The sequence below is a fragment of the Photobacterium sp. DNB22_13_2 genome, from assembly GCF_052873915.1.
Genome location: NZ_JBNNXU010000001.1, coordinates 1 through 20463, shown reverse-complemented (window position 1 = coordinate 20463; position 20463 = coordinate 1). Strand labels below are relative to the sequence as shown.

At 44.2% G+C, this 20463-nt stretch carries 17 protein-coding genes; 11 read left to right on the top strand and 6 right to left on the bottom strand.

The genetic code is table 11. The features are described 5' to 3' along the window. The first annotated feature begins 3 nt into the window (after positions 1-3). The 4 genes from ACVA58_RS00085 to ACVA58_RS00070 all read left to right on the top strand — a co-directional run bounded on the left by ACVA58_RS00085 (position 4) and on the right by ACVA58_RS00070 (position 5519). Positions 4-1314, top strand: a complete 1311-nt coding sequence (locus tag ACVA58_RS00085; RefSeq protein WP_446508454.1) for a DUF1501 domain-containing protein — start codon at positions 4-6, stop codon at positions 1312-1314. A 336-nt stretch (positions 1315-1650) separates the two neighbouring features. Beyond that, positions 1651-3198, top strand: a complete 1548-nt coding sequence (locus ACVA58_RS00080) for a DUF1800 domain-containing protein (RefSeq protein WP_446508453.1) — start codon at positions 1651-1653, stop codon at positions 3196-3198. 6 nt (positions 3199-3204) lie between these two features. Next, positions 3205-4515, top strand: a complete 1311-nt coding sequence (locus tag ACVA58_RS00075) for a DUF1501 domain-containing protein (RefSeq protein WP_446508452.1) — start codon at positions 3205-3207, stop codon at positions 4513-4515. Between the two features lie 56 nt (positions 4516-4571). Further along, positions 4572-5519, top strand: a complete 948-nt coding sequence (locus ACVA58_RS00070) for a LysR family transcriptional regulator (RefSeq protein WP_446508451.1) — start codon at positions 4572-4574, stop codon at positions 5517-5519. A gap of 180 nt (positions 5520-5699) precedes the next feature. Here the strand turns inward: ACVA58_RS00070 and ACVA58_RS00065 are convergent, their stop codons facing one another. Then, positions 5700-6467, bottom strand: coding sequence for a hypothetical protein (locus ACVA58_RS00065; RefSeq protein WP_446508450.1), 768 nt, complete (start codon positions 6465-6467; stop codon positions 5700-5702). A 220-nt stretch (positions 6468-6687) separates the two neighbouring features. Between ACVA58_RS00065 and ACVA58_RS00060 the strand changes: the two genes are divergently transcribed. Next, positions 6688-7077 (top strand): DUF4345 domain-containing protein, encoded by a 390-nt coding sequence (locus ACVA58_RS00060; RefSeq protein ID WP_446508449.1) that lies wholly within the window; start codon positions 6688-6690, stop codon positions 7075-7077. Positions 7078-7087: 10 nt separating this feature from the next. Further along, on the top strand, positions 7088-8590 hold the full coding sequence (locus tag ACVA58_RS00055; RefSeq protein WP_446508448.1) for an arylsulfatase: 1503 nt from the start codon (positions 7088-7090) through the stop codon (positions 8588-8590). 130 nt (positions 8591-8720) lie between these two features. Here the strand turns inward: ACVA58_RS00055 and ACVA58_RS00050 are convergent, their stop codons facing one another. From ACVA58_RS00050 to ACVA58_RS00035, 4 genes are all read right to left on the bottom strand, one after another. Beyond that, a complete protein-coding gene (locus tag ACVA58_RS00050) occupies positions 8721-9728 on the bottom strand; it encodes a zinc-binding alcohol dehydrogenase family protein (RefSeq protein ID WP_446508447.1) in 1008 nt (335 codons plus the stop codon). A 277-nt stretch (positions 9729-10005) separates the two neighbouring features. Then, complete coding sequence (locus tag ACVA58_RS00045; protein WP_446508446.1) at positions 10006-11412, bottom strand: YfcC family protein; 1407 nt, start codon at positions 11410-11412, stop codon at positions 10006-10008. A gap of 53 nt (positions 11413-11465) precedes the next feature. Then, a complete protein-coding gene (locus ACVA58_RS00040) occupies positions 11466-12575 on the bottom strand; it encodes an NAD/NADP octopine/nopaline dehydrogenase family protein (protein WP_446508445.1) in 1110 nt (369 codons plus the stop codon). 193 nt (positions 12576-12768) lie between these two features. After that, entirely contained in the window at positions 12769-13692 is a 924-nt protein-coding gene (locus tag ACVA58_RS00035) for a LysR family transcriptional regulator (RefSeq protein WP_446508444.1), read from the bottom strand. A gap of 208 nt (positions 13693-13900) precedes the next feature. On the opposite strand from ACVA58_RS00035, the gene rlmC reads away from it, so the two are divergent. Continuing rightward, positions 13901-15031, top strand: a complete 1131-nt coding sequence (rlmC, locus tag ACVA58_RS00030; protein WP_446508443.1) for a 23S rRNA (uracil(747)-C(5))-methyltransferase RlmC — start codon at positions 13901-13903, stop codon at positions 15029-15031. A 149-nt stretch (positions 15032-15180) separates the two neighbouring features. Here the strand turns inward: rlmC and ACVA58_RS00025 are convergent, their stop codons facing one another. Next, positions 15181-16095: a DUF2971 domain-containing protein gene (locus tag ACVA58_RS00025; protein WP_446508442.1), complete on the bottom strand. Its 915-nt coding sequence runs from the start codon at positions 16093-16095 to the stop codon at positions 15181-15183. Between the two features lie 542 nt (positions 16096-16637). Between ACVA58_RS00025 and ACVA58_RS00020 the strand changes: the two genes are divergently transcribed. Genes ACVA58_RS00020 through ACVA58_RS00005 form a run of 4 tightly spaced genes read left to right on the top strand, consistent with a single transcriptional unit; the run spans position 16638 to position 20217 of the window. Next, positions 16638-17726 (top strand): MlaE family ABC transporter permease, encoded by a 1089-nt coding sequence (locus ACVA58_RS00020; RefSeq protein ID WP_446508441.1) that lies wholly within the window; start codon positions 16638-16640, stop codon positions 17724-17726. 9 nt (positions 17727-17735) lie between these two features. Beyond that, complete coding sequence (locus ACVA58_RS00015) at positions 17736-18527, top strand: ABC transporter ATP-binding protein (RefSeq protein ID WP_446508440.1); 792 nt, start codon at positions 17736-17738, stop codon at positions 18525-18527. A gap of 15 nt (positions 18528-18542) precedes the next feature. After that, positions 18543-19598 carry an MlaD family protein gene (locus tag ACVA58_RS00010; protein ID WP_446508439.1) on the top strand — a complete coding sequence of 352 codons (1056 nt, stop codon included), beginning with the start codon at positions 18543-18545 and terminating at the stop codon, positions 19596-19598. A gap of 1 nt (position 19599) precedes the next feature. Further along, entirely contained in the window at positions 19600-20217 is a 618-nt protein-coding gene (locus ACVA58_RS00005; RefSeq protein WP_446508438.1) for an ABC-type transport auxiliary lipoprotein family protein, read from the top strand. Positions 20218-20463: the final 246 nt, after the last annotated feature.

Sequence of the window (20463 nt, the reverse complement as noted above, 5' to 3'; positions counted from 1 at the left end):
ATAATGAAATTATCACGTCGTCATTTCCTGAAAAGCTCGGTAGCGCTCAGTGCGACTTCGGTTGCGCCAGCTCTGACCGGATTGAATATGGCTCATGCATCTGAAGAGGATTACAAGGCGTTGGTCTGTGTGTTCCTGTTTGGTGGGAACGATGCTTACAACATGGTGATCCCTACTACTGACAGTGCCTATCAGACTTATTGGCAAGCGAGGCCCAATCTGGCCATTGCCCAGAAAGAGTTAGTTCCATTAAGTCTCGGAACGGAAAACGAAATTCAACTGGGGTTACACCCTGCGATGGAAAGTTTGAAATCAGCTTTTGATGACAACAATGCCACTGTTATTGTCAATTCAGGGCAGTTAGTTGAGCCGATCATTGGCGACAATAACCCTAACAGCAGAGTGCCGGACTTCTTGATGGCGCATAATCTGCAGCAAACCATGTGGCAGTCGGGTGCAGAAAACATGAATGACAAACTGGGGTGGGCGGGTCGCATGATTCAGGAAATGAATCTGTCCGGTAGTTTATCCCCACTGATGTCTTTGAACGGGGAGCAGAAGTGGTTACGGAATAATGCAGTCGAGCCGTTGGTGATGACCAGCGATGGGGCAGGTAAGTATAACGGCATGAACAGCAGCGACCGTGTTGGTGCCATGATGCGTCATTTTGAAGAGAAGTTTGCCAATCTATATACGGAGCACTACTCGACGACGATGGCAAGTCGTTACTACGAGAATGACACATTGGATGAAGCATTGGGAACTGTTGGAGATCTGGATGGTTTTCCTCAGACAAAACTTGGCAATATGCTTCACACCACAGCCAAGTTGCTCAAGGTAAGAAACGCTGCGGAACTAAAGCATAACCGCCAGATCTTCTTTGTAGGCTTGGGCGGCTTTGATACCCATAAAGATCAAGCAGAAGTCCATGCAGGATTGCTAGGCCAAGTGTCTGATGCGCTTGCAGCGTTTTACTCAGAGATGAAACGGCAAGGACTATCCGACAAGGTTACCGCCTTTACCATGTCTGACTTTGGTCGTCGAGTTATGGCTAATGAATCGGGTACAGATCACGGCTGGGCCGGTCACCAATTGGTTGTTGGTGGGGCAGTTAAAGGTGGTAAAGCCTTTGGTAAGTGGCCTGATCTAACGCTGGGAAGTGAGTATGACTATAACAACGGCCGACTAATTCCAGAGGTTGCAGCTGATCAGGTCAATGCAACCTTAGCTCGTTGGTTTGGCTTTGATGGTGATTTAGAAAAGCTATTTCCATCGTTAGTGAAATTCCCTGAAAAGACAATTCCATTTTTATGAAGTGTAAAATGTGAATGAAAGTCAGGCAAGTGCCTGACTTTATTTATTTTTCTCTCGTAATGGTATATGCCAAACGACCTTTGAGTTACTGGGTACATGATTTTTTAGTCGGTACATCTGTTATTAACAAAGTTATTTCAGCGTTTTGTTAAATCATTAAATATCCAAATGTAAGAATTTTTTATTTGTTGCCTTGTTTCCACAGTAGAAGGTGAAATATATGAATTGACAAAAAATGAACATTATTTTTTTCTACCGTCTTAGATTGATGGCTGTCAGCAGTTCCATGACTTAGAAGAAGCTGAAGTTGGCTTTCAATGTACAAAGGAAGAAGTAGTGGTAATAACAATTAATGACCCGATACAGGCTGCGAAGTTCTTATATCGAGCAACCTTTGGCCCCAAGAATGGGGATATCGAAAATCTAATTGGTTTCGAAGGTGGTATCGATGGGTGGTTCGAAGATCAATTTTCTCGCCAGAACCTGCATTTGAATCTAGCCCAGAAAGTGGCTGATGCGACCGGCGACTCACTAAATGAAGGTGCACGAATGAGTGCATGGTGGCAGCGTTCTTTAACTGGAGGGGATCAGTTACGTCAGCGAGTAGCTTTTGCATTGAGCCAAATTTTTGTTGTTTCAAATAACGGCGGTCCTGGTGGTGAAGGCTTAGCGTCATATTATGATGTGCTGGTAAGAAATGCCTTCTCGCGTTTTGATGAATTGTTAAAAGCGGTCACCTTACATCCTGCTATGGGACAATTCCTGACACTGGCAGGAAGTCGTGCTCATGATGAGCAAAAACAGACTTATCCTGATGAAAATTATGCACGTGAAGTCATGCAGTTGTTTTCCATTGGCTTATGGCAGTTAAATATCAATGGCCAACCTAAATTAGATAACCAAGGTAAGCCGATTCCTGCATATACCCAGCATGATGTAGAAGAGTTATCCCGTGCCCTAACTGGGTGGAATAAGGATAAAGGCGACGACGGTAAGGACAGTAATGTCAAGCCGATGAAAGCAGCATCGCAGTGGCACGATGATGGTCAAAAAGAAGTACTAGGTGTTGACTTCGCGGCAGGCCAAACGGCAGAGCAAGATCTTAATTCGGTAATTGAATTGTTATATCTGCACCCGAATACACCTGTGTTTATTTCTCGGTTGTTAATTCAGCGTTTGACTATCAGTAACCCACGCCGCGATTATATTGAACGTGTTGCCAGAGTCTTTATCGATGATGGGCAAGGTGTTCGCGGCAATATGAAAGCGGTGATTAAAGCGGTTCTGCTTGATGAGGATCTGGTTGAAGGCCGCGCAATGGCTGATCACCAGAACTTTGGTTCAAATACACGCAACTTTGGTAAAGTGAAAGAGCCTGCCATCGCTATGGCTAATCTGTGTCGTGCGTTGAATGTGAAAAGTAACGACTCTCGTCGCTGGTGGGACTTTCCCGGCTTGCAAAACAACTTCGGTCAAGCACCGCTGCAGGCACCAAGTGTGTTTAACTTTTATGAGCCTGACTACGCACCGAAAGGTGAGATCGCCAATAAAGAGCTTACCGCACCAGAGTTTAATATTTTGACGATGGATTCAATGCGTCGAATTTCAAATGCGATGTGGGGACTTATTCTTAGCCATCGATATACCGATGAGAAGCAGTGGACATGGGATCGTACGCCACTAGAAAATCGAGTAGATGATCCTGAAAGGTACTTAGAGTGGATCAATGACCGGATATTTTTCGGATTGATGACAGAAGACATGCATCACTATTTAACAAAATTACTGATCGCGATGACTACCCAGAATATTGGTGAGGATAGAAGAACGTTCGTCACACTATTCGCCATTCAATGTTCACCAGACTTTCGCTGTCAGGAGTAATAAACCATGAAAATGTCACGACGCAACTTTTTAAAAAGCTCTACAGCACTTAGTGCTCTCTCTACTGTTCCGGGTTTAGCGCTTAGCCATCAGGCGGTAGCTGGTGATGACGGGTTTAAAGCGTTGGTATGTGTGTTCCTATTTGGCGGTAATGATGCGTATAACATGGTGGTTCCAGTCGATAATCATCATTACGAACGCTATCGCCAAGCAAGGCCAAGTTTAGCAATAAATCAAAATGAACTTGTAGATATCAATATCAAGTCAGAGGCGGGGGCGAATACTTCTGAAGTTAGTCTAGGTTTGCACCCTGCGATGGAGAGTTTAAAGCCAGTCTTTGCAAATCAAGATGCAACGGTCATTGTGAACTCAGGACAACTGGTAGAACCGATCATAGGTCAGCAAGGCCCATTTGTTTATCCAGACTTTCTAATGGCACATAATCTTCAGCAAACCATGTGGCAATCAGGTAGCCTCAATATGGAGGATAAACTTGGCTGGGCGGGGCGTATGGTGAGCAGTGTTTACCTGTCTAATGACCTGTCCCCGATGATGTCACTGAATGGTGAGCAAAAATGGCTACGTAATGATGTGTACGAACAATTAGTGATTCCGGGAGCTGGACCGAAAAAATATAATGGCTTGGATCAGCCAGAGCGACTTGAAGCCATGCAGTACCATTTTGCTCAGGAATTTGGCAACTTGTTCAAAGATAATTTTACAGATGTGATGAAGAGTCGCTTTCTACAAAATGACAGAATGATTGAATTACTGGGTGAAGAAGATGATGGGGTTGAGCGCACGTCTCTGGCTGAGCAACTGCATACGACCGCAAAACTGATCAAGCAACATGCGGATATGGGCCATCACCGCCAAATCTATTTTGTTGGTCTGGGGGGCTTTGATACTCACCACAACCAAAAGAATGCGCATACGGCCTTGCTGGGGCAAGTCGCAGATGCAATGGCGGAGTTTTACGATGAAATAAATGGCATGAATATGTCAGATAAGATCACCACTTTTACGATGTCTGACTTTGGCCGGCGATTGATGCCAAATGATACTGGTACTGACCACGGTTGGGCTGGGCACCAACTTGTTATGGGTGGTGCAGTCAACGGTGGCAAAGCATATGGCCACTGGCCTGATTTAACACCGGGCAGTGAATATGATTATAACAATGGCCGCCTGATCCCTGAGATCGCTGCGGATCAGGTAAACGCGACACTTGCAAGGTGGTTTGGCTATAATGATGATCTAACAACACTATTCCCATCCTTGGCGAACTTTGAACAAAAGACATTGACGTTTTTATAGGGTCAAGGACACAAGCCAGACAAGAGTCTGGCTTGTGCTTTTATTTCGAGGTCTGAATGTCTGTCACTAATCAATTGTCGTTATTTTTAGATGTAGTTCAGCAAGGTTCATTTGCCAAAGCGGCAGCCCTTCATGATATGGACAATTCATCCCTGTCTAAACAGATCAAAAAACTGGAGGCGACATTAGGGGTACAGCTACTTAACCGCTCGACCCGCTCATTCGCGTTAACTCCGGCAGGTGAAGAAATTCTCGAGCAGGCGCAATTGCTGGTAGATACCCTCAATCACATTCAGAGTATTGCAGACTCATATCAATCAGAACCGAAAGGGGTCATTCGAATTACCTCCCCGGTTTTCCTCGGACAGGAATATCTTCAGCCGGTGATTTCCAATTTTATGCAGAAGTACCCGGATGTCAAAGTGACGTTGTCGCTGGATGATAAGAAGGCTGATATTATTGCCGACCACTATGACTTAGCGTTCCGTATAGGCAAGCTAGAAGAATCCAACTTGATCGCTAAGAAAATAGCCAATACCCATTTTGCCGTGATTGCCTCCAAAGCCTATATTAAAAAGCACGGTAAACCAACGACACCGGAAGAGCTCGCTGAACTGCCTGCTGTCATTTATAGCAATGCTGATACCACATTGGATCAGATGTGGCTGAGTGATGTACCACACGGTGACAATTTTAAAAGTTACAAAATGAAAGGAAACTATAAAGTCAGTGATGTTCGTATGATGGTGGCGGGTGTCAGGGATGGGTTAGGTTATGCGGTGATCGACCTTTACAATCTAAATCAAAATATCGAGGAGCAGGGGATTGTTACGCTGTTGACTGACTATGTGCTGCCTAGTAAAGATAAGGCCGTCTACGCTGTTTACCCGCACCGCAAACAAACTCCGCTGGTCCGTGAGTTCATTCAAGCCTTTCAGGATGATATCGGTGATCCACCGCGCTGGGTTAGCCACGTGCCAAACTATGCGTGTTTATATCGGTGACTGATGCCATTGACATGCATAGTCACAGGTTGGGATAAGAGGGGGCTGAGTGCTTTAGATTTTGTTGTGGAAGACTGAGCTGCGGATATTTGTTGAAAGGATCAAGCTACAATATTGGCAGCTGTATTAGATCTAGCCTCATATTTAAATGAGGCGTTTACGCACAAGTCTGAAATAACATTAAAACTGAACCGCCCAGCCGATAAGAAAACCCTGCGTAGCTGTATTGTATTTAAAAGTATCTCCGTTGTCGTAGTCAACCCACGTTGACTTATAAGCGAAATGGATATTTGACCAATGGTTTATTTGATAACGAACTCCTGTGAGTAGTGCGCTTGTAAAGTCAGTGTCACTACTGAGCCCTGCATCGATACTGGCATGGAAGTGCCAGAATGGGGTGAGTTGTTTCATCCATCTGACTCCGACAAGATAGTCGACCCAATCTTCATCAAGAGACTTGTTAATATCTACCTTAGGGCCATCAGTATAAAGTTTGGCATCAATATCATTATCCCACCAACGAATACCAAACAAATAGTCAATTGAACCGAAGTCGTACAGGTAGCGTTTGAAGCCTTTTGCTTCTAATACGCCTTGCCGGATATCTAAATTGCCACGGAGTAGGTTTAAATCTTTGTCCAGAACGGCATCTGAGTAACCACTTAGTTCCATGAAACTATAATCAATATAATAACCCCATTGATTATTATATATGCCTTCAAGTCTCAACATAGCCCCGATATCTATGTGATCCATAATAAAGCCTGGATCAATATCGACATCGGTAGAAAAGTTTTTTATGGTGCTGTCGCCGCGAATATTGAGCCCCATGGCATAGAGTTCAAAACTATGCTGCCAGCTAGATTCTCTGGGTGTTGATGAGGCATTTGCCATAATAGGAAAGACTGCCGGAAAGAAAATTAAGGGAAGGTAATTCCGTTTATCCATTAGCGGCTCCAAGTTTTTTGCATTTATAATAATATTACATGCTAGACGAATTCTATCATTTTGCAGGAGAAAACTTGTATATCACCCGCCACATTATGACATTAATTATCATATTTTAATTATTACAACTAGTTATCAAAAATAATAAAATATGCAATTGTGCTGGTATCTGGCTTTATCGTCTATGCTTTAAAAACTGTCCAATCAAGATGGGAACTTCATGAAACCACAAAGTTTATTTTTGATTGTTGCTGCATGCGGCCTGATGCCTATCGCGCTCTCATATGGCTTCAATCCGGTTATGTCCCTTCAATATCTTTTCAGTATTGATGCGACCCCTACCAATATTTCTCATATTTTTCGTGCGGTTATGGGGTTGTACTTAGCGCTAGTTATGTTTTGGCTGTTGGGTGCTTTTACCAAAAAATACAAACTCCATGCATTATATAGTTTAGTTGTTTTTATGCTTGGTTTAGCAGCCGGGCGGGCCCTCAGCCTTATTGTTGATGGAATCCCACATTGGTTACTGGTCATTTATCTGGTCTTGGAGTTGGGATTTGGCGTTATTGGCTTGAAAATGATTAAAAAAGAAAGAGTGGAAACTGCATAAGGGGCTATTTATGAAAGAAACAATGTTTTTGTTCGTGTTGTTTATATTAAGTGGCTGGACATCTTCAGCTTATTCTTCGCAAGATAAACCCAATATTTTTGTAATATTTACCGATGATATTGGGATTTCAAATGTGAGCCAGTATCACAACGGTGTGATGAGTAGCCAAACCCCCAATATTGACAGTATTGCCGAAAACGGAATGATGCTTACCGACTATTATGCCCAGCCATCATGTACTGCCGGGCGTTCAGCTTTTTTAACGGGTCAGCTTCCCGTAAGAACAGGTATGCACACCGTCGGGCTGCCAGGAGGGGCTGTTGGGTTGAATGCTGATACTCCAACCTTGCCTGAAATATTGAAAACAATGGGTTACGTGACGGGTCAGTTCGGTAAAAACCATCTTGGTGATCGTGATGAGTTCCTGCCAACGATGCATGGCTTCGATGAATATTGGGGCTGGCTATACCATTTGAATGCTATGGAATACACAGAAGATCCAGACTGGCCGCAAGATCCTGATTTTAAGAAGTTTGCACCGCGTAATGTAATTTACGCTAAGTCTGATGGTAATGGTAGTCAGTCGATAGAGGATGATGGACCAATATCGATAGAACGGATGCGTACACTAGATGACGAAGTTAATAAACATGCGATGGATTTTATTGAACGAGCAGTGAAAGCAGAAAAACCATTTTTTACTTGGTACTGTCCATCAAGAGGGCATGTGTGGACACACTTGTCACCAGAGTATGAAGCAATGCTTGGGCAGAATGGTTGGGGCTTACAAGAAGTTGTGATGAAAGATCTGGATGATCATGTGGGGCAGATGCTCTCAAAATTGGAAGAGTTGGGAGTGGCTGATAATACCATTGTGATTTTCACCGCTGATAACGGGCCGGAAATAATGACATGGCCGGATGGCGGGATGACACCATTTCATGGCGAAAAAGGGACTACGTGGGAAGGGGGTGTTCGTGCTCCTGCACTTGTCAGTTGGCCGGGTAAGATTTCGGCAGGCTCTGTGAATAACGGTATTTTTGACGGAATGGATTGGTTACCTACATTGGTCGCAGCAGCGGGTGGCCCTGCTGATCTAAAGGATAAAATGCTGGACGGTTATGATGGCTTCAAGGCACATCTCGATGGTTACAATCAATTGGAGATGTTGATGAAAGACGGCCAGTCGAATCGCAATGAAATCTTTTACTATGAAAGAGATAAACTGCAAGCTGTGAGAGTAGGTGATTGGAAAGCCCACTTTGTTGTGCAAAACCATGGTTGGAGTGGACCTAAAGAAGAGTTGAACGCGCCACTGCTGTTTAATTTACGTCGTGATCCCTATGAACGGGCTGCTGAAGAATCAGGAATGTATCTAAAATGGATGGGTCAGAAAATGTGGGCATTTGGTCCGGCACAGGCATCTATTGAGCAGCATTTGGCTACATTTGAGCAGTGGCCACCATTAACACCCAAAACCGAGGTGACAAACACTGGTGGGGTTGGAAACTGATTAACGCATCGTATGCTACGGGGAACTACAAGTAACTTATGCATATCGATAAGGAGTAAGATCAAAACGGGCGAACTCATTACACTGTGATCGCCCGTTAAGTCATCTGTAATTATTGTGGGTTAATTATTTAAAACCCTTCAAGAACAATTTTGCCTTTCGCTTTACCTGTTTCTAAAAACTCATGGGCTTTGCGCAGGTTGACTGCATTGATTTGGCCGAAGTGATCACCAACAGTGGTTTTGATTTCAGCTTTATCAATCATGCTTGAGACTTCATTCAACAAGTCATGCTGCGCTTGCATGTCCGGTGTTTGGAATAGCGAACGGGTAAACATCAACTCCCAGTGGATAGAGATACATTTCGTCTTGAATGGGACGATATCCAATGATTCAGGATCATCAATCAGTGCAAATTGCCCCTGAGGCTTGATCACTTTAACAATCTCGCCTAGGTGTTGCTCAGTATTGTTAAGGCTAACGACATAATCGACCTCTGGTAACCCATGCTCTTCAAACTCGACACCCAACGGGTTACGGTGGTTGATGATATGGTCTGCGCCCAGGTCTTTGAGCCAATCAATTGTCTCGGGACGAGAAGCGGTTGCAATCAACTCCAGGTTGGTGAGTTGTTTGATTAACTGCACCATAATTGAACCAACACCGCCGGCGGCACCAATGACCAAGATACGTTTGTCCGTTGCCGTTTTGTCGACTTTTAAGCGGTCAAACAACAGCTCCCAGGCCGTGATAGAGGTCAGCGGTAAAGCTGCGGCATCAGCAAAAGAAAGGGATTGAGGCATTTTTCCCACGATACGCTCATCGACCAGTTGCATTTCGGCGTAACTGCCAGATCGGGAAATATCGCCTGCATACCATACTTTGTCACCGGGCTTGAATAGGGTGACCTTTTCGCCTACAGCCTTCACGACACCAGTGGCATCCCAGCCTAGGACTTTCCAGCCCCCGTTTTCTGCCGGTACACCTTGGCGAACCTTATAATCAGCAGGGTTAACTGAAATGGCTTGAACCTCTACTAGCAAGTCATGGCCGGTAGCTGTTGGGGCTTCCAGTGTGATGTCTTGAAGAGACGCTTCGTCTTTAATAGGAAGATTGCGCTGATAACCGACTGCTTTCATGATGTCCTCGAACCATTTGTTTTGATAGCCGTATAATGAAGCACCAAATCGTTACGAAAAAGAGTAAAAAGCTCCAATGATTATGGATTATTCTGCCCATAATTAATGTCAGCTATCATCGTTTGGTAGATGTTTGTTTTTTTGATTCTATTTTCGACCAGTCGGCATTACTTAATCAGTTCGCATTGCTCAAGAGATATAGCAGTGACTAAGCCTCAACATGACTCAAAGATGTCATGAAGAGGCTTAGATTCTGTTTAAATAGAATATCTGACCCTTAGGCGATAATCACCCCAACACTAAGTAGCATCATAATCATCACTGTCAGTATGCCAATCAGCGGGCCAATGAAACGTAACCAAGAAGAGTAGGCAACACGGCCGATGGCAAGACCACCCATCACAACACCAGAAGTGGGAGTGACAAGGTTAGGAAGCCCTGATGCAGATTGGAAAGCGGTAACGACTAATTCTCGGCTGACTCCAGCAAAATCAGCGAGCGGTGCTAATACTGGCATTGAAAGTACGGCAAGACCGGATGATGAAGGCACCACAAGACACAGCACCGCCTCAACCCAGTAGATGGCATTGATGAAGGCCACTTCATGCAACCCACCCAGCAAGCCTTCGGCATAATTAAGGATGGTGTGCGTGATATTGCCGTTATCCATAACGACGACTAAGCCGCGGGCTATGGCAATGATTAGGGCAACCCCAAGTAGGTCTCTTGCACCATTAACAAAACTGTCGGTGATTTCCACTTCAGATAAACGACCAACAAAGCCGACCAGGATACTTGAGCCAATAAACAGGGCAGATAGTTCGGCCATCCACCAACCCGCGACGGATACGCCCCACATCATGACAACAAAGGTCATAGCGAAAATAGCTAATACTGATTTGCGCGTATTGGTTAGCTCGGGGGTTTCTTTTTGTTTGCCATGAAGAAAATGGTTAAGGTTATCGTCATGCTGGTGGGCAACAATGGAACGAGAAGGGTCTTGCTTAACCCGCTCAGCGTAGCGCATGACATAAAATACACACAGTAGCCAACCAAGGATGAGGATCACCGCGCGAAGGGCAAATCCTTCCATAAAGTTTATTTCGGCAGCATTGGAAGCGATAACGGTGGCAAAAGGGTTAATAGTCGAGCCTAGGCAACCGATGCCTGCACCCACCATGATAATGGCGACACCAACAATACTGTCATAGCCTGCAGCTATCATGACAGGGATAAGCAAGGCGTAGAAGGGGATCGTTTCTTCAGCCATGCCATAAACGGTACCACCCAATGCAAATAGTCCCATCAGGATTGGGATCATCCATTTTTCGCGGCCGGCAAGACGCTTCATTGTACCTGCGATACCCGCATCAATTGCGCCAGTTTCAGTGACGACAGCCAGAAAGCCACCGATAACTAACACGAATAAAGCAACATCAACGGCCCGAGCAACATACTCTGACGGATCGTAAAAACCTTGAATAGGGGCCATTAAGATATCAACGATACCTTGAGGGTTTGCCTCTACAGTTTGGTATGAGCCGACCACGGGAACCAATTTACCCAGAGTTTCATTGAGCTCCATCTGGTATTGACCCGCAGGGATCATCCAGGTGAGTAGCGCCATAAACACTGTTAGCAGCATTAAGATTGTATAGGCCGAGGGAAATTTAAATTTACTCATTATTTAGTCCTTTTATGGGGCCTATGGCCCCATATTTGTCTATTGCGCTTGGCTTACGCTACAAAGTCCATAATTTCGTGGGCTGAAAGGTTATCAAGCCCCATTTTTTTCAATGTTCTACCTGCGGTGAAATAGTCGGTATCGTTATAGGCATTATCAATGTGCAGGCATGCCGTGATCATTGGCGTTTCTATGCCAGTAAGTTGGCCAAGTTCATAGCAAGGTACCAGTAAGTAAGCGGCATCTTCTGTGATATAGCGATTACCGGCTGAGTTTGGCGCGCTATTGAGTTTTCCGTGAGTTTCGGAGGTGCGGTTGACGTCATAAACGGTTTTGCAATCCATGTTGTAAAGGGCATTCATGGCATCCAATTCCGGTTTTAGCGATAGGTTAAGCTGTTTGCCTATTGCCAGACGCTCACTTTCCATTACTGCAGCAGCTTTGGCCGTTGATACAGAGCAACAGTCCTTGTAGTAGTTGAATTGGCCATCGAAGTTTTCCAGTAGTCCCATATTCAGTGTCGTGAGCAGAGGGTGACCACCGAAGTTAATATTCTCTAACCCCGCTTCAATTACATTATTCAATGCGGTAAGAGGAAGTGGCATCACCACCTGAAGGGCCTCGATAGCCATCTGGGTATGCTTGGCTGGGAAAGCAGCCACAGGAAGGAATTCTTTCATACCCAATATCGCTAGCTGAGCAGGCCCGACAATACGGGTGGCCCAAGGGATAGAAATGGCATCGACAAAGGTAATATCAAGTTCAGCATAACCTTGTTCGTGTTTGATTCTGTTAAGTACCAGTGAGCCGTAATTCCCTGGCATCAGCATGATGACTTGACCGTCACGAAGGTGGGGTAACATCTCGATGAATAAAGGCTCTTGGGCGAAAGAAGGAACCGGAAGCACGACAATATCGGCATAAGCAAGGGTTTCTTTCAGATCTCGGCTGAGCTTATCGATGGGGTGAAATCCAGCGAAAGTGAGTTCCACGTCATTGAAGTGGCTCAGGGCTTCAATGCCACCACGTTGTTCAATATCTTGCAGGGGCTGATCAAAGCCCGGGCTGCCATAAAGACAAACGTCAGCACCTTGTTTGGTAAAGTGATAGGCCGCAGTTAATCCGGCATTCCCTGAGCCAATGATAGAGACACGATTTGTCATGATTATTCCTTTTAATGTGTGTCGTTGTTTTGGCTACAGTAAGGAAAAATCGTGTTTTATCGCCAATGCCAAAGGAACAAACAGCCATGCAAAAAAGTAATGCTACAAAATAACCATGCAATTAAGTGTTTGATTCTATATGTATTAATTATGCTTTGTCTCTGTGGATCATATCGATTCTAAGTGTGATGTGCTACTCATCAATATCTCTCATAGGACCTATTTTCAACTGCACATCAAGAGAGTCGGCTAACAGCATAAATTGTTCGATGAAGTGTTCAGCATGGCGATGGATGGGTTTTAGCGCAGGGTAAAGAATGTCGAATTCAAATGATAGGTTAAAGACAAGCGGGCGCATGACAACGTGTGGGTGCTCGCTTTCAATCACAGCGGTAAACGGGTCGGTGATCGCAATGCCAATTCCTTCTTTTACGAGAGCTGCCGCCGTGCTGGCGAGTGACACTTCTATATGCTCAATGGTGGAAAGGTTGTAACGCCTTAGTAACGCATCTATCTGACGCTGGGTGGCGTCTTTTTCATGGCGGATCAATACTTGATCAGCAATATCATAGATGTCGATGACGGTTCGTTTTGCAAGTGGTGAGTTAGCCGGAACTAAGCATACACACTCACACTCGACTCGCTGGGCTTTCACTCCCGCTACGATGTCATCGACAAAAGCAAACCCGATATCGGCGGTTTGGCTCTGTACCCGACGTACAACCTCTTCTGAACGGTAGGTTTTGAATCCCAGTTTTAATTTTGATGTCTGAGTTAGAAAGGTCGCGACGACTCGAGGTAAAAAAGCATTGGAGAGTAGGGGCATTGCCGCAATATTAAGGCTGCCAAAGTGGCTTGAACGAATAGAATGAGCCACTTGATCCAAACCTGACACAGCGTCGAATACTTTGGCGACTTCCAAATAAAACGCCTGGCCTTCATCGCTGAGTTCAAGACGGTTACCTTTGCGAATAAACAATTTAAATCCTAGCCGCGTTTCTAAACTTGATAGTAATCGGCTTACGGCTGGTTGACTGAGATGAAGGCGTTCGGCTGCAGCGGTAACTGTTTGGCATTCAATGGTTGCTTTAAAGGCATTAAGTTGGCTGAGTTTCATGATAGTGCTGGATAATTCGAGTTTGCGCTAAGCTAGCAAAATCATGACTTGGTTTCTTTGAGCTAGCATTGATATTTGGGGGACAGAAAATAGATGTTGAAAATACCAGCAGTATCATAAAAATGGCTTATCTTCTGCAGCAACAACCTAAATGGTGCTTTTCAAATAAAGGAATAGACTAGCGCTTTTCTTTAATCGTCGTACCTCCATGCAATGTTCTTACTATGATCAGCAGCGCTGTCGTTCTTGTGTCTATTCTGATGTGCCTTACTCCCAGCAAGTTCAGCTTAAAGATGAAAAGCTAAAAAAATTGTTTTTATCGACAATGCCTAAGTCTTGGCTTTCTGCAGTGCGTAGTGATGAAACAGGTTTTAGAAATAAGGCTAAAATGGTGGTGTTGGGGGCGGCACATGCGCCTGTGATTGGTATTGAGGGCTGTGGTAAGCAACCTGTAAGCTTATGTGATTGTCCGTTATATCCTGATGACATGCAGGCGTTGCTGGTTTATTTGCAACGTTGGGTCAGCATTGCAGGGATCCCTCCATACAACAAATCGAAAAAGAAAGGTGAGCTGAAATACATCTTACTCACTCGATCCGAGTCCCGAGGTGAGTACATGTTACGGCTTGTGTTGAGAAGCCGAGATGCACTAGGCCGAATAGAGGCCAACCTTGCGAAGTTGCTTGCTGATTGCCCTCAAGTAAAAGTCGTCTCGGTGAATCTACAACCTATTCATATGGCTCGCTTGGAAGGAGAAGAAGAGCTCTTCCTGACCGAGACTCAACATTTGGTCGAGCTGCTCAATGGCGTTCCATTGGTGATTAGGCCGAAGAGCTTTTTCCAAACTAATCCCAAGGTAGCAGAGAAACTATATGCCACCGCACGTGACTGGGTAAAGGAGCTATCACCAATCACGATGTGGGATTTGTTCTGTGGGGTAGGCGGTTTTGCGCTGCACTGTGCCAATGAAGCGAAACAGGTTGTCGGCATTGAAATTGAACCTGAAGCAATTGCCAGCGCCAAGTATTCCGCTAAGCAATTGGGGATCACTAACCTTGAATTTGATGCATTGGATTCTGCATGCTTTTCACAACAGCAGGGGAGCGCACCAGAGTTGGTGTTGGTAAACCCGCCACGGCGTGGGCTAGGGCTAGTATTGATAGAGCAACTATTGTTACTCGCGCCTAAGCACATTATATATTCGAGCTGTAATCCACTGACGTTGAAACAGGATCTGTTAGCTTTACATCAGTATGAAGTAAAGCGGCTACAGTGGTTCGATATGTTTCCTCACACCGAACATGCAGAGGTGATGGTGTTACTTAATAGAACGGAATAAGTTCTTATTATCAGCCGATTATGATTAATCAATACTGAACTTAATGGCATTGTGTGAGCTTTTATGTTTCTTTTTAGTAACTAACATCACCGATTTTAGCTTGGGGTATTCTCTAGGCCAGTTTTGTCGAGGACCGGTAGTAGAGTTCGCTAATTATATTGCGTCTTATGTCTTGCGCATTGACCGACATCTTCATAAGTTTCAGGTCTGATTTCAGAGAGCTCTCTGGCGTTGGCTCCCCACAATAAGGCTTGCTCGCCGTACTGTGAGGTTAAGCTAGAGATAGCCAGTGAGTTTCTTTTATCTGATTTTGCCCCGAGAATGATGACTTTGATAGACTCCATTGAAAAGACATCTTCCAGAGTCCGCTTGTAGTATGGCGTGATAAGGTTTCGGTTTACCCGGTAGCTCAGTTCACTAAGTGGAACCAGTGCAATGGCACGTGACTCATCTTCGTTAATGAAGTCATGATGTTTCCAGGCAAACAAGGCCTTGAGCAGGGAAAAAAGCGAGGATTTGTAATGAGGTGCCAAAGCTTCAAGGGCATTTTGCTGCTCTTGTTGGTTGGGCATAGCCATGTCGTTTAAGTAATTAAACAGCTCTTTGAATAGGGAAAGAGTTTCATCAATATAGAGATGGAGCGGATCATAGCTGCACTTGAATGTTTCACTGAGCATTAGCGTACCGCCAAAGTAGTGAGAAGAGGAAGATAGTGAAGGGCTATCACTGGTGTTGTTCTTCAGAACGTCAGACCTAAAACCGATACAGCTTCCTCGACAATCATCACCATAAAATCGCCACTGAGTCAGAGAATCACTGGTACCGGAAAAAGAGCAGACGCACATGGAGTGCTGGTTTTCGATTTGATGTAGGAACATTTCTAATATCATACTGCATGTGGTGTACTCCGAGTCTCTGAGTCGTCCAGTAAGAGCATGCAACGCTTTTTTGTACTCACCTTTGTCGTTCAAGAACTGGTAATCGGTAAACCATATCTCTTTGTTGAGCATAACGCCCAATAGTCCGTCCGTTGAGGTGTAATGAAAAAGCGTGTTCCCATCCACAATTAGCGCCTACTTTTTTGTTATGTGTTTAATTAACATTACTAGTGCCAGTAAAATTAGGTCAAATAAATTAATTGAAAATTGTTAACCGCAGCCATTATTACAAAATTATTTATATCGATTATCTGGGGTTTGTATTTGGCTGATCATGCAAATGACAGCGGAAAATTCTTGGGTAGTGTTTACTTTTAGCCACTTGATTGGGGCGTAGTAGCCGTTTTCTATAATCTGCCTCACAAACTTGGTTAAATTCACATAAAGATATGTGAGATTTCATAACTGACAATATGTTACCACTTGAGTGTATCTTCAGTTACAGCATTACCATCTTCTATTACAGCGATTCTAACGACGCTGGCATATGTGATGCGTCTCTCGTGAATCTCCATGAATGAGTTGTAGTAACGCTATTTTGCGAGTCCTTTTGAGGATACCAAGGTAAGTTAATATTCGTGCAACTGAGACAGGGATTACTCTCGAATAGAGCAGTGAGCACTATACTTTTAAAACTATTTTTCTGTAGGGTTGGAGCGTCGTAATCGATGGAATCTGGCAATAACACAACCATTGACGTCGACTTGGACGAAAGAATAACATCTAGCTCTGTTGCTGAGCTATGGCATTCGACAAATAAAATTATTAATGAGAATCCGACATCAAAAATAAGAATTAATGCTGGAAAGTTAATATTTATCGACAATACCGGTATCGCTTTTCTTTATGATATTCGTCATCGCCAACGTAATGAAAATGCCGATATTACTATAAACAACCTGAGTGCCAGCCTTGAATTACTGATTCCGAATAAGAATATACAGCCGAAAAAAAAGCCAGAGAGACCTTCTACATTATCTTCATTTATTGAAGGTGTAGGGAAGGCGACTCATGATCATCTAACTTATGTCAGTGTGATGTATCACTTTCTCTTAGAGTGTATCCGCGCCATGGTCAAAGGCATTGCTGGCAAGGAAAAAATGAGATGGGGTGAAGTACTATTAATTGCCACTCAGGCTGGCTCGAATGCTATCCCGATCGTGCTTCTGATTGGTTTTCTGATGGGGGTGATCATTGCTTTCGAGATTGGGCTTGTTGCTCAGCAATTCGGTGCCGTCATTTTTGTTGCTGACGGTATCGGTATATCTATGTTCAGGGAACTCGGCCCACTTATGACTGCGATTGTTTTTGCAGGAAGAACTGGTGCAGCCTTTGCTGCTGAAATAGGTACGCAGAAAATCAATGAAGAAATCAATGCGCTTCAGACATTTGGAATAAACCCCATATACTTTCTTGTATTACCTAGGCTACTCGCCTCTGTTGTAGTTTTACCGTTGCTGACCGTTTTGGCTGATGTTATCGGGATATTTGGTGGTGCTATTGTGCTGTTGAAGTTTGATATTGGGTTTGTTCAGTTTTATCAAGAGTTATTACATTCCCTTGCTCCTTGGGATTTCATTATCGGGCTGATAAAAGCAACGACATTCGGCTTTATAATTGCAGCTATTGGTTGTGAGCGGGGGTTAAGCACCGGAGTCGGTTCATCTGCGGTAGGGCTATCAGCAACAAGTGCCGTTGTGAGCAGTATTGTGTGGATTGTCGTTATTGATGGCTTTTTTGCTGTATTGACTAACTAGGAATTGACCATGTCACAGAGCCAAACTGAACGTCATACAAGCACGCAGGATGAGGAATACGCCATCAGCGTCCAGCACTTGAAAATGGGTTATGGTTCGAAAGTGCTGTTAGAAGATGCCAGTTTCAATGTTAAGCATGGGGAGATACTGGTCATCCTTGGTGGCTCTGGTTGTGGAAAATCTAGCTTAATGAAACACTTAATCGGCCTGTATACACCGAAATCAGGTAACATTCTGATCAATAATCAAAGCATTTTGAATGCCAGTAAGCTGGAAAAATACTCTATTCAACGCCAGCTTGGGGTCATGTACCAGAGTGGGGCGTTGTTCGGGTCATTGACTGTATTGGAAAACGTCCGCTTCCCTCTCGATGAGTTTACTGATATTGGCATTGATGAAAAAAACCTAACGGCAAGAATATTGCTCGACCTTGTGGAAATGGGTTACTCAGAACAGTTCATGCCAAGTGAATTGTCTGGCGGGATGTTGAAAAGGGCTGGAATAGCAAGGGCGATGGCGCTAGGGGCTGATATCATCATGTTGGACGAGCCTTCAGCTGGATTGGACCCAATTACAGCGGCAAACTTAGATCAAACGATTCTGCAGCTAAGGGATAACCTTGGTTTTACGTTCGTCATTGTAACCCATGAGCTTCAAAGCATTTTTACGGTCGCAGATAGGGCGATAATGCTGGATCCAAAATCAAGAAGCATTATTGCTGAAGGTGAGCCAATGGTGTTACGGGATACGAGTGAAGATCCCCGGGTCCGCCAGTTTTTCAATCGAGTATCAGATCATTGATAATGAGTAAGTAGTATGGATGATTCTCAAAAACACTTTCGACTTGGTTTGTTTGTTGTCATAACGCTAATTTTGCTCTTTGGTGTGCTGTTTATTTTGGGCGGGCAGTCTTTCTATAAACCCAAGCTAACCTTTGAAACGTATTTTGATACCTCTGTTGCAGGTTTGGAGGTGGGTTCTCCAGTGCGTTATCGTGGTATTTCCCTTGGTGAGGTGGTGGGCATTGAGCTATCCAACTCTGAGTATGAAGATGATGTGCCCCACGAGCAGAGGAAGTCCTATGTCATCGTTAGAAGTGAATTAACCGGTGATGAAAGCGCTATCAGGGATTGGGAGACGAATTTCGATGTCCTGATAGGAAAGGGGTTGAGAGCTCAAACCCAAATAGCCGGTATCACGGGGCAGCAATACCTATCTCTGGATTATATTGATATTTCAACCAAGGATGACTTGCCGTTTAACTGGACACCTGAATATGCATATATCCCATCTATTAAAAACTCAACGGGCAGAATCATAACTGGGATCCAAAACCTACTGGCTAATCTTGACGATGCTCAAATAGCTAATTTGGGACATAACCTCAATAGCTTATTGGTAAATGTAAACAAGAAGATTGTTGATCTTGATACCTTGATGATTTCGGATGAGGCGGTAGATCTGCTAGCGAATGCGAACAAAATGATCCTCGATATTGATCAATTGATAAATGATAGCAAGCTCGATGACACATTCAGCAATGTTAATGTCGCGAGCTCAGAATTGAACAATATTGTTGCTGATCCAGAAATAAAAAAGGCGATATCGTCGCTGCTGAATATCTCAGCCACTATCAATCGGATGTTGGCGTCTGGTGGTGATATTAACAAGATTCTGGTTGATTTTGATGACCTGATTAAACGCTCCGATGCTATCCTGACAGACAATCAATATGACTTGTATCAGATGATCAAGAACCTCACTATCACAGCTGAGAATTTGAAAGAGTTTTCAGACACAACCAAAAATAATCCGTCCTCAATTATTTTCAGCAATGCACCTGAAAAAATTAATCTTGATGGGGGAAACTAATATGAACGTAGCAAAAAGCCTTTCATTTGTGGTTACCGCATTTATTCTTGCTGCGATTGTTGCAGGGTGTAGTGTGGGTGAAAGTATGCCCCAGCCGACGAACTATGCTATGACCGCTCGTTTACCAGTGGTGAAGACAGCTCGAATCGGAGAAACATTACGGATTGATCATGTAAGAAGCGTTCCGCCTTTCAATGATACTCAAATGATCTATCGTTTGAACGATGTGCGTTTTGAAAAAGACTACTACAATCGTTTTCTTAGCGATCCTGAATCGATAGTATCCAACCAACTTGCCAGTTGGCTTCAGCAGTCTGGCCTTTACGATATTATCGCTTTGCCCAGTGTTCATACCCCATCTAATCAAGTATTACAGGTGACGATTACTAAGTTGTTTGGCGACTTTCGAGAAGGCCAGCAGCCAACGGCCGTCATGGAGATACAGTTTTTCCTCGTCGATAATACCGACTACCGTCCTGAAGTGGTTTTCTCGAAAACGTATACAAGCCGCATTCCTATAGAAAACAAGTCACCATCATTATTGGCGGAAGGATATGGTGTTGCGATGACGAAAATTTTTGAGCAGTTAACGTCAGAATTTTTAAGAACACGGTATTAAATTATCTTGGGGATAATATGAAAACCCCCAACATCACTCAGGATATGCTGGGGGTTTATATTAGAGCAAGCTGGGGGGCGCTTGCTTGTTGACTGTTTATTTCTAGCGTTATGCTTGAGTCGCAGTTACGAAGCTGTTGTAGTACTCGTCAAGCACTTTGCGGGTTTCACGGCCAATCAACTCGTACTCGTGGTGAGTCAGGTTCGCCAGTGAAACACGTACTGAACCGTGTACAACGTCAAAGCC

Coding starts and splice junctions, on each gene's coding strand:
- ACVA58_RS00060 (WP_446508449.1), top strand. CDS start 6,688: ATGAAACCACAAAGTTTATTTTTGATTGTTGCTGCATGCGGCCTGATG.
- ACVA58_RS00020 (WP_446508441.1), top strand. CDS start 16,638: ATGGAATCTGGCAATAACACAACCATTGACGTCGACTTGGACGAAAGA.
- ACVA58_RS00050 (WP_446508447.1), bottom strand. CDS start 9,728: ATGAAAGCAGTCGGTTATCAGCGCAATCTTCCTATTAAAGACGAAGCG.
- ACVA58_RS00010 (WP_446508439.1), top strand. CDS start 18,543: ATGGATGATTCTCAAAAACACTTTCGACTTGGTTTGTTTGTTGTCATA.
- ACVA58_RS00085 (WP_446508454.1), top strand. CDS start 4: ATGAAATTATCACGTCGTCATTTCCTGAAAAGCTCGGTAGCGCTCAGT.
- ACVA58_RS00055 (WP_446508448.1), top strand. CDS start 7,088: ATGAAAGAAACAATGTTTTTGTTCGTGTTGTTTATATTAAGTGGCTGG.
- ACVA58_RS00075 (WP_446508452.1), top strand. CDS start 3,205: ATGAAAATGTCACGACGCAACTTTTTAAAAAGCTCTACAGCACTTAGT.
- ACVA58_RS00045 (WP_446508446.1), bottom strand. CDS start 11,412: ATGAGTAAATTTAAATTTCCCTCGGCCTATACAATCTTAATGCTGCTA.
- ACVA58_RS00070 (WP_446508451.1), top strand. CDS start 4,572: ATGTCTGTCACTAATCAATTGTCGTTATTTTTAGATGTAGTTCAGCAA.
- ACVA58_RS00040 (WP_446508445.1), bottom strand. CDS start 12,575: ATGACAAATCGTGTCTCTATCATTGGCTCAGGGAATGCCGGATTAACT.
- ACVA58_RS00065 (WP_446508450.1), bottom strand. CDS start 6,467: ATGGATAAACGGAATTACCTTCCCTTAATTTTCTTTCCGGCAGTCTTT.
- ACVA58_RS00035 (WP_446508444.1), bottom strand. CDS start 13,692: ATGAAACTCAGCCAACTTAATGCCTTTAAAGCAACCATTGAATGCCAA.
- rlmC (WP_446508443.1), top strand. CDS start 13,901: ATGCAATGTTCTTACTATGATCAGCAGCGCTGTCGTTCTTGTGTCTAT.
- ACVA58_RS00005 (WP_446508438.1), top strand. CDS start 19,600: ATGAACGTAGCAAAAAGCCTTTCATTTGTGGTTACCGCATTTATTCTT.
- ACVA58_RS00015 (WP_446508440.1), top strand. CDS start 17,736: ATGTCACAGAGCCAAACTGAACGTCATACAAGCACGCAGGATGAGGAA.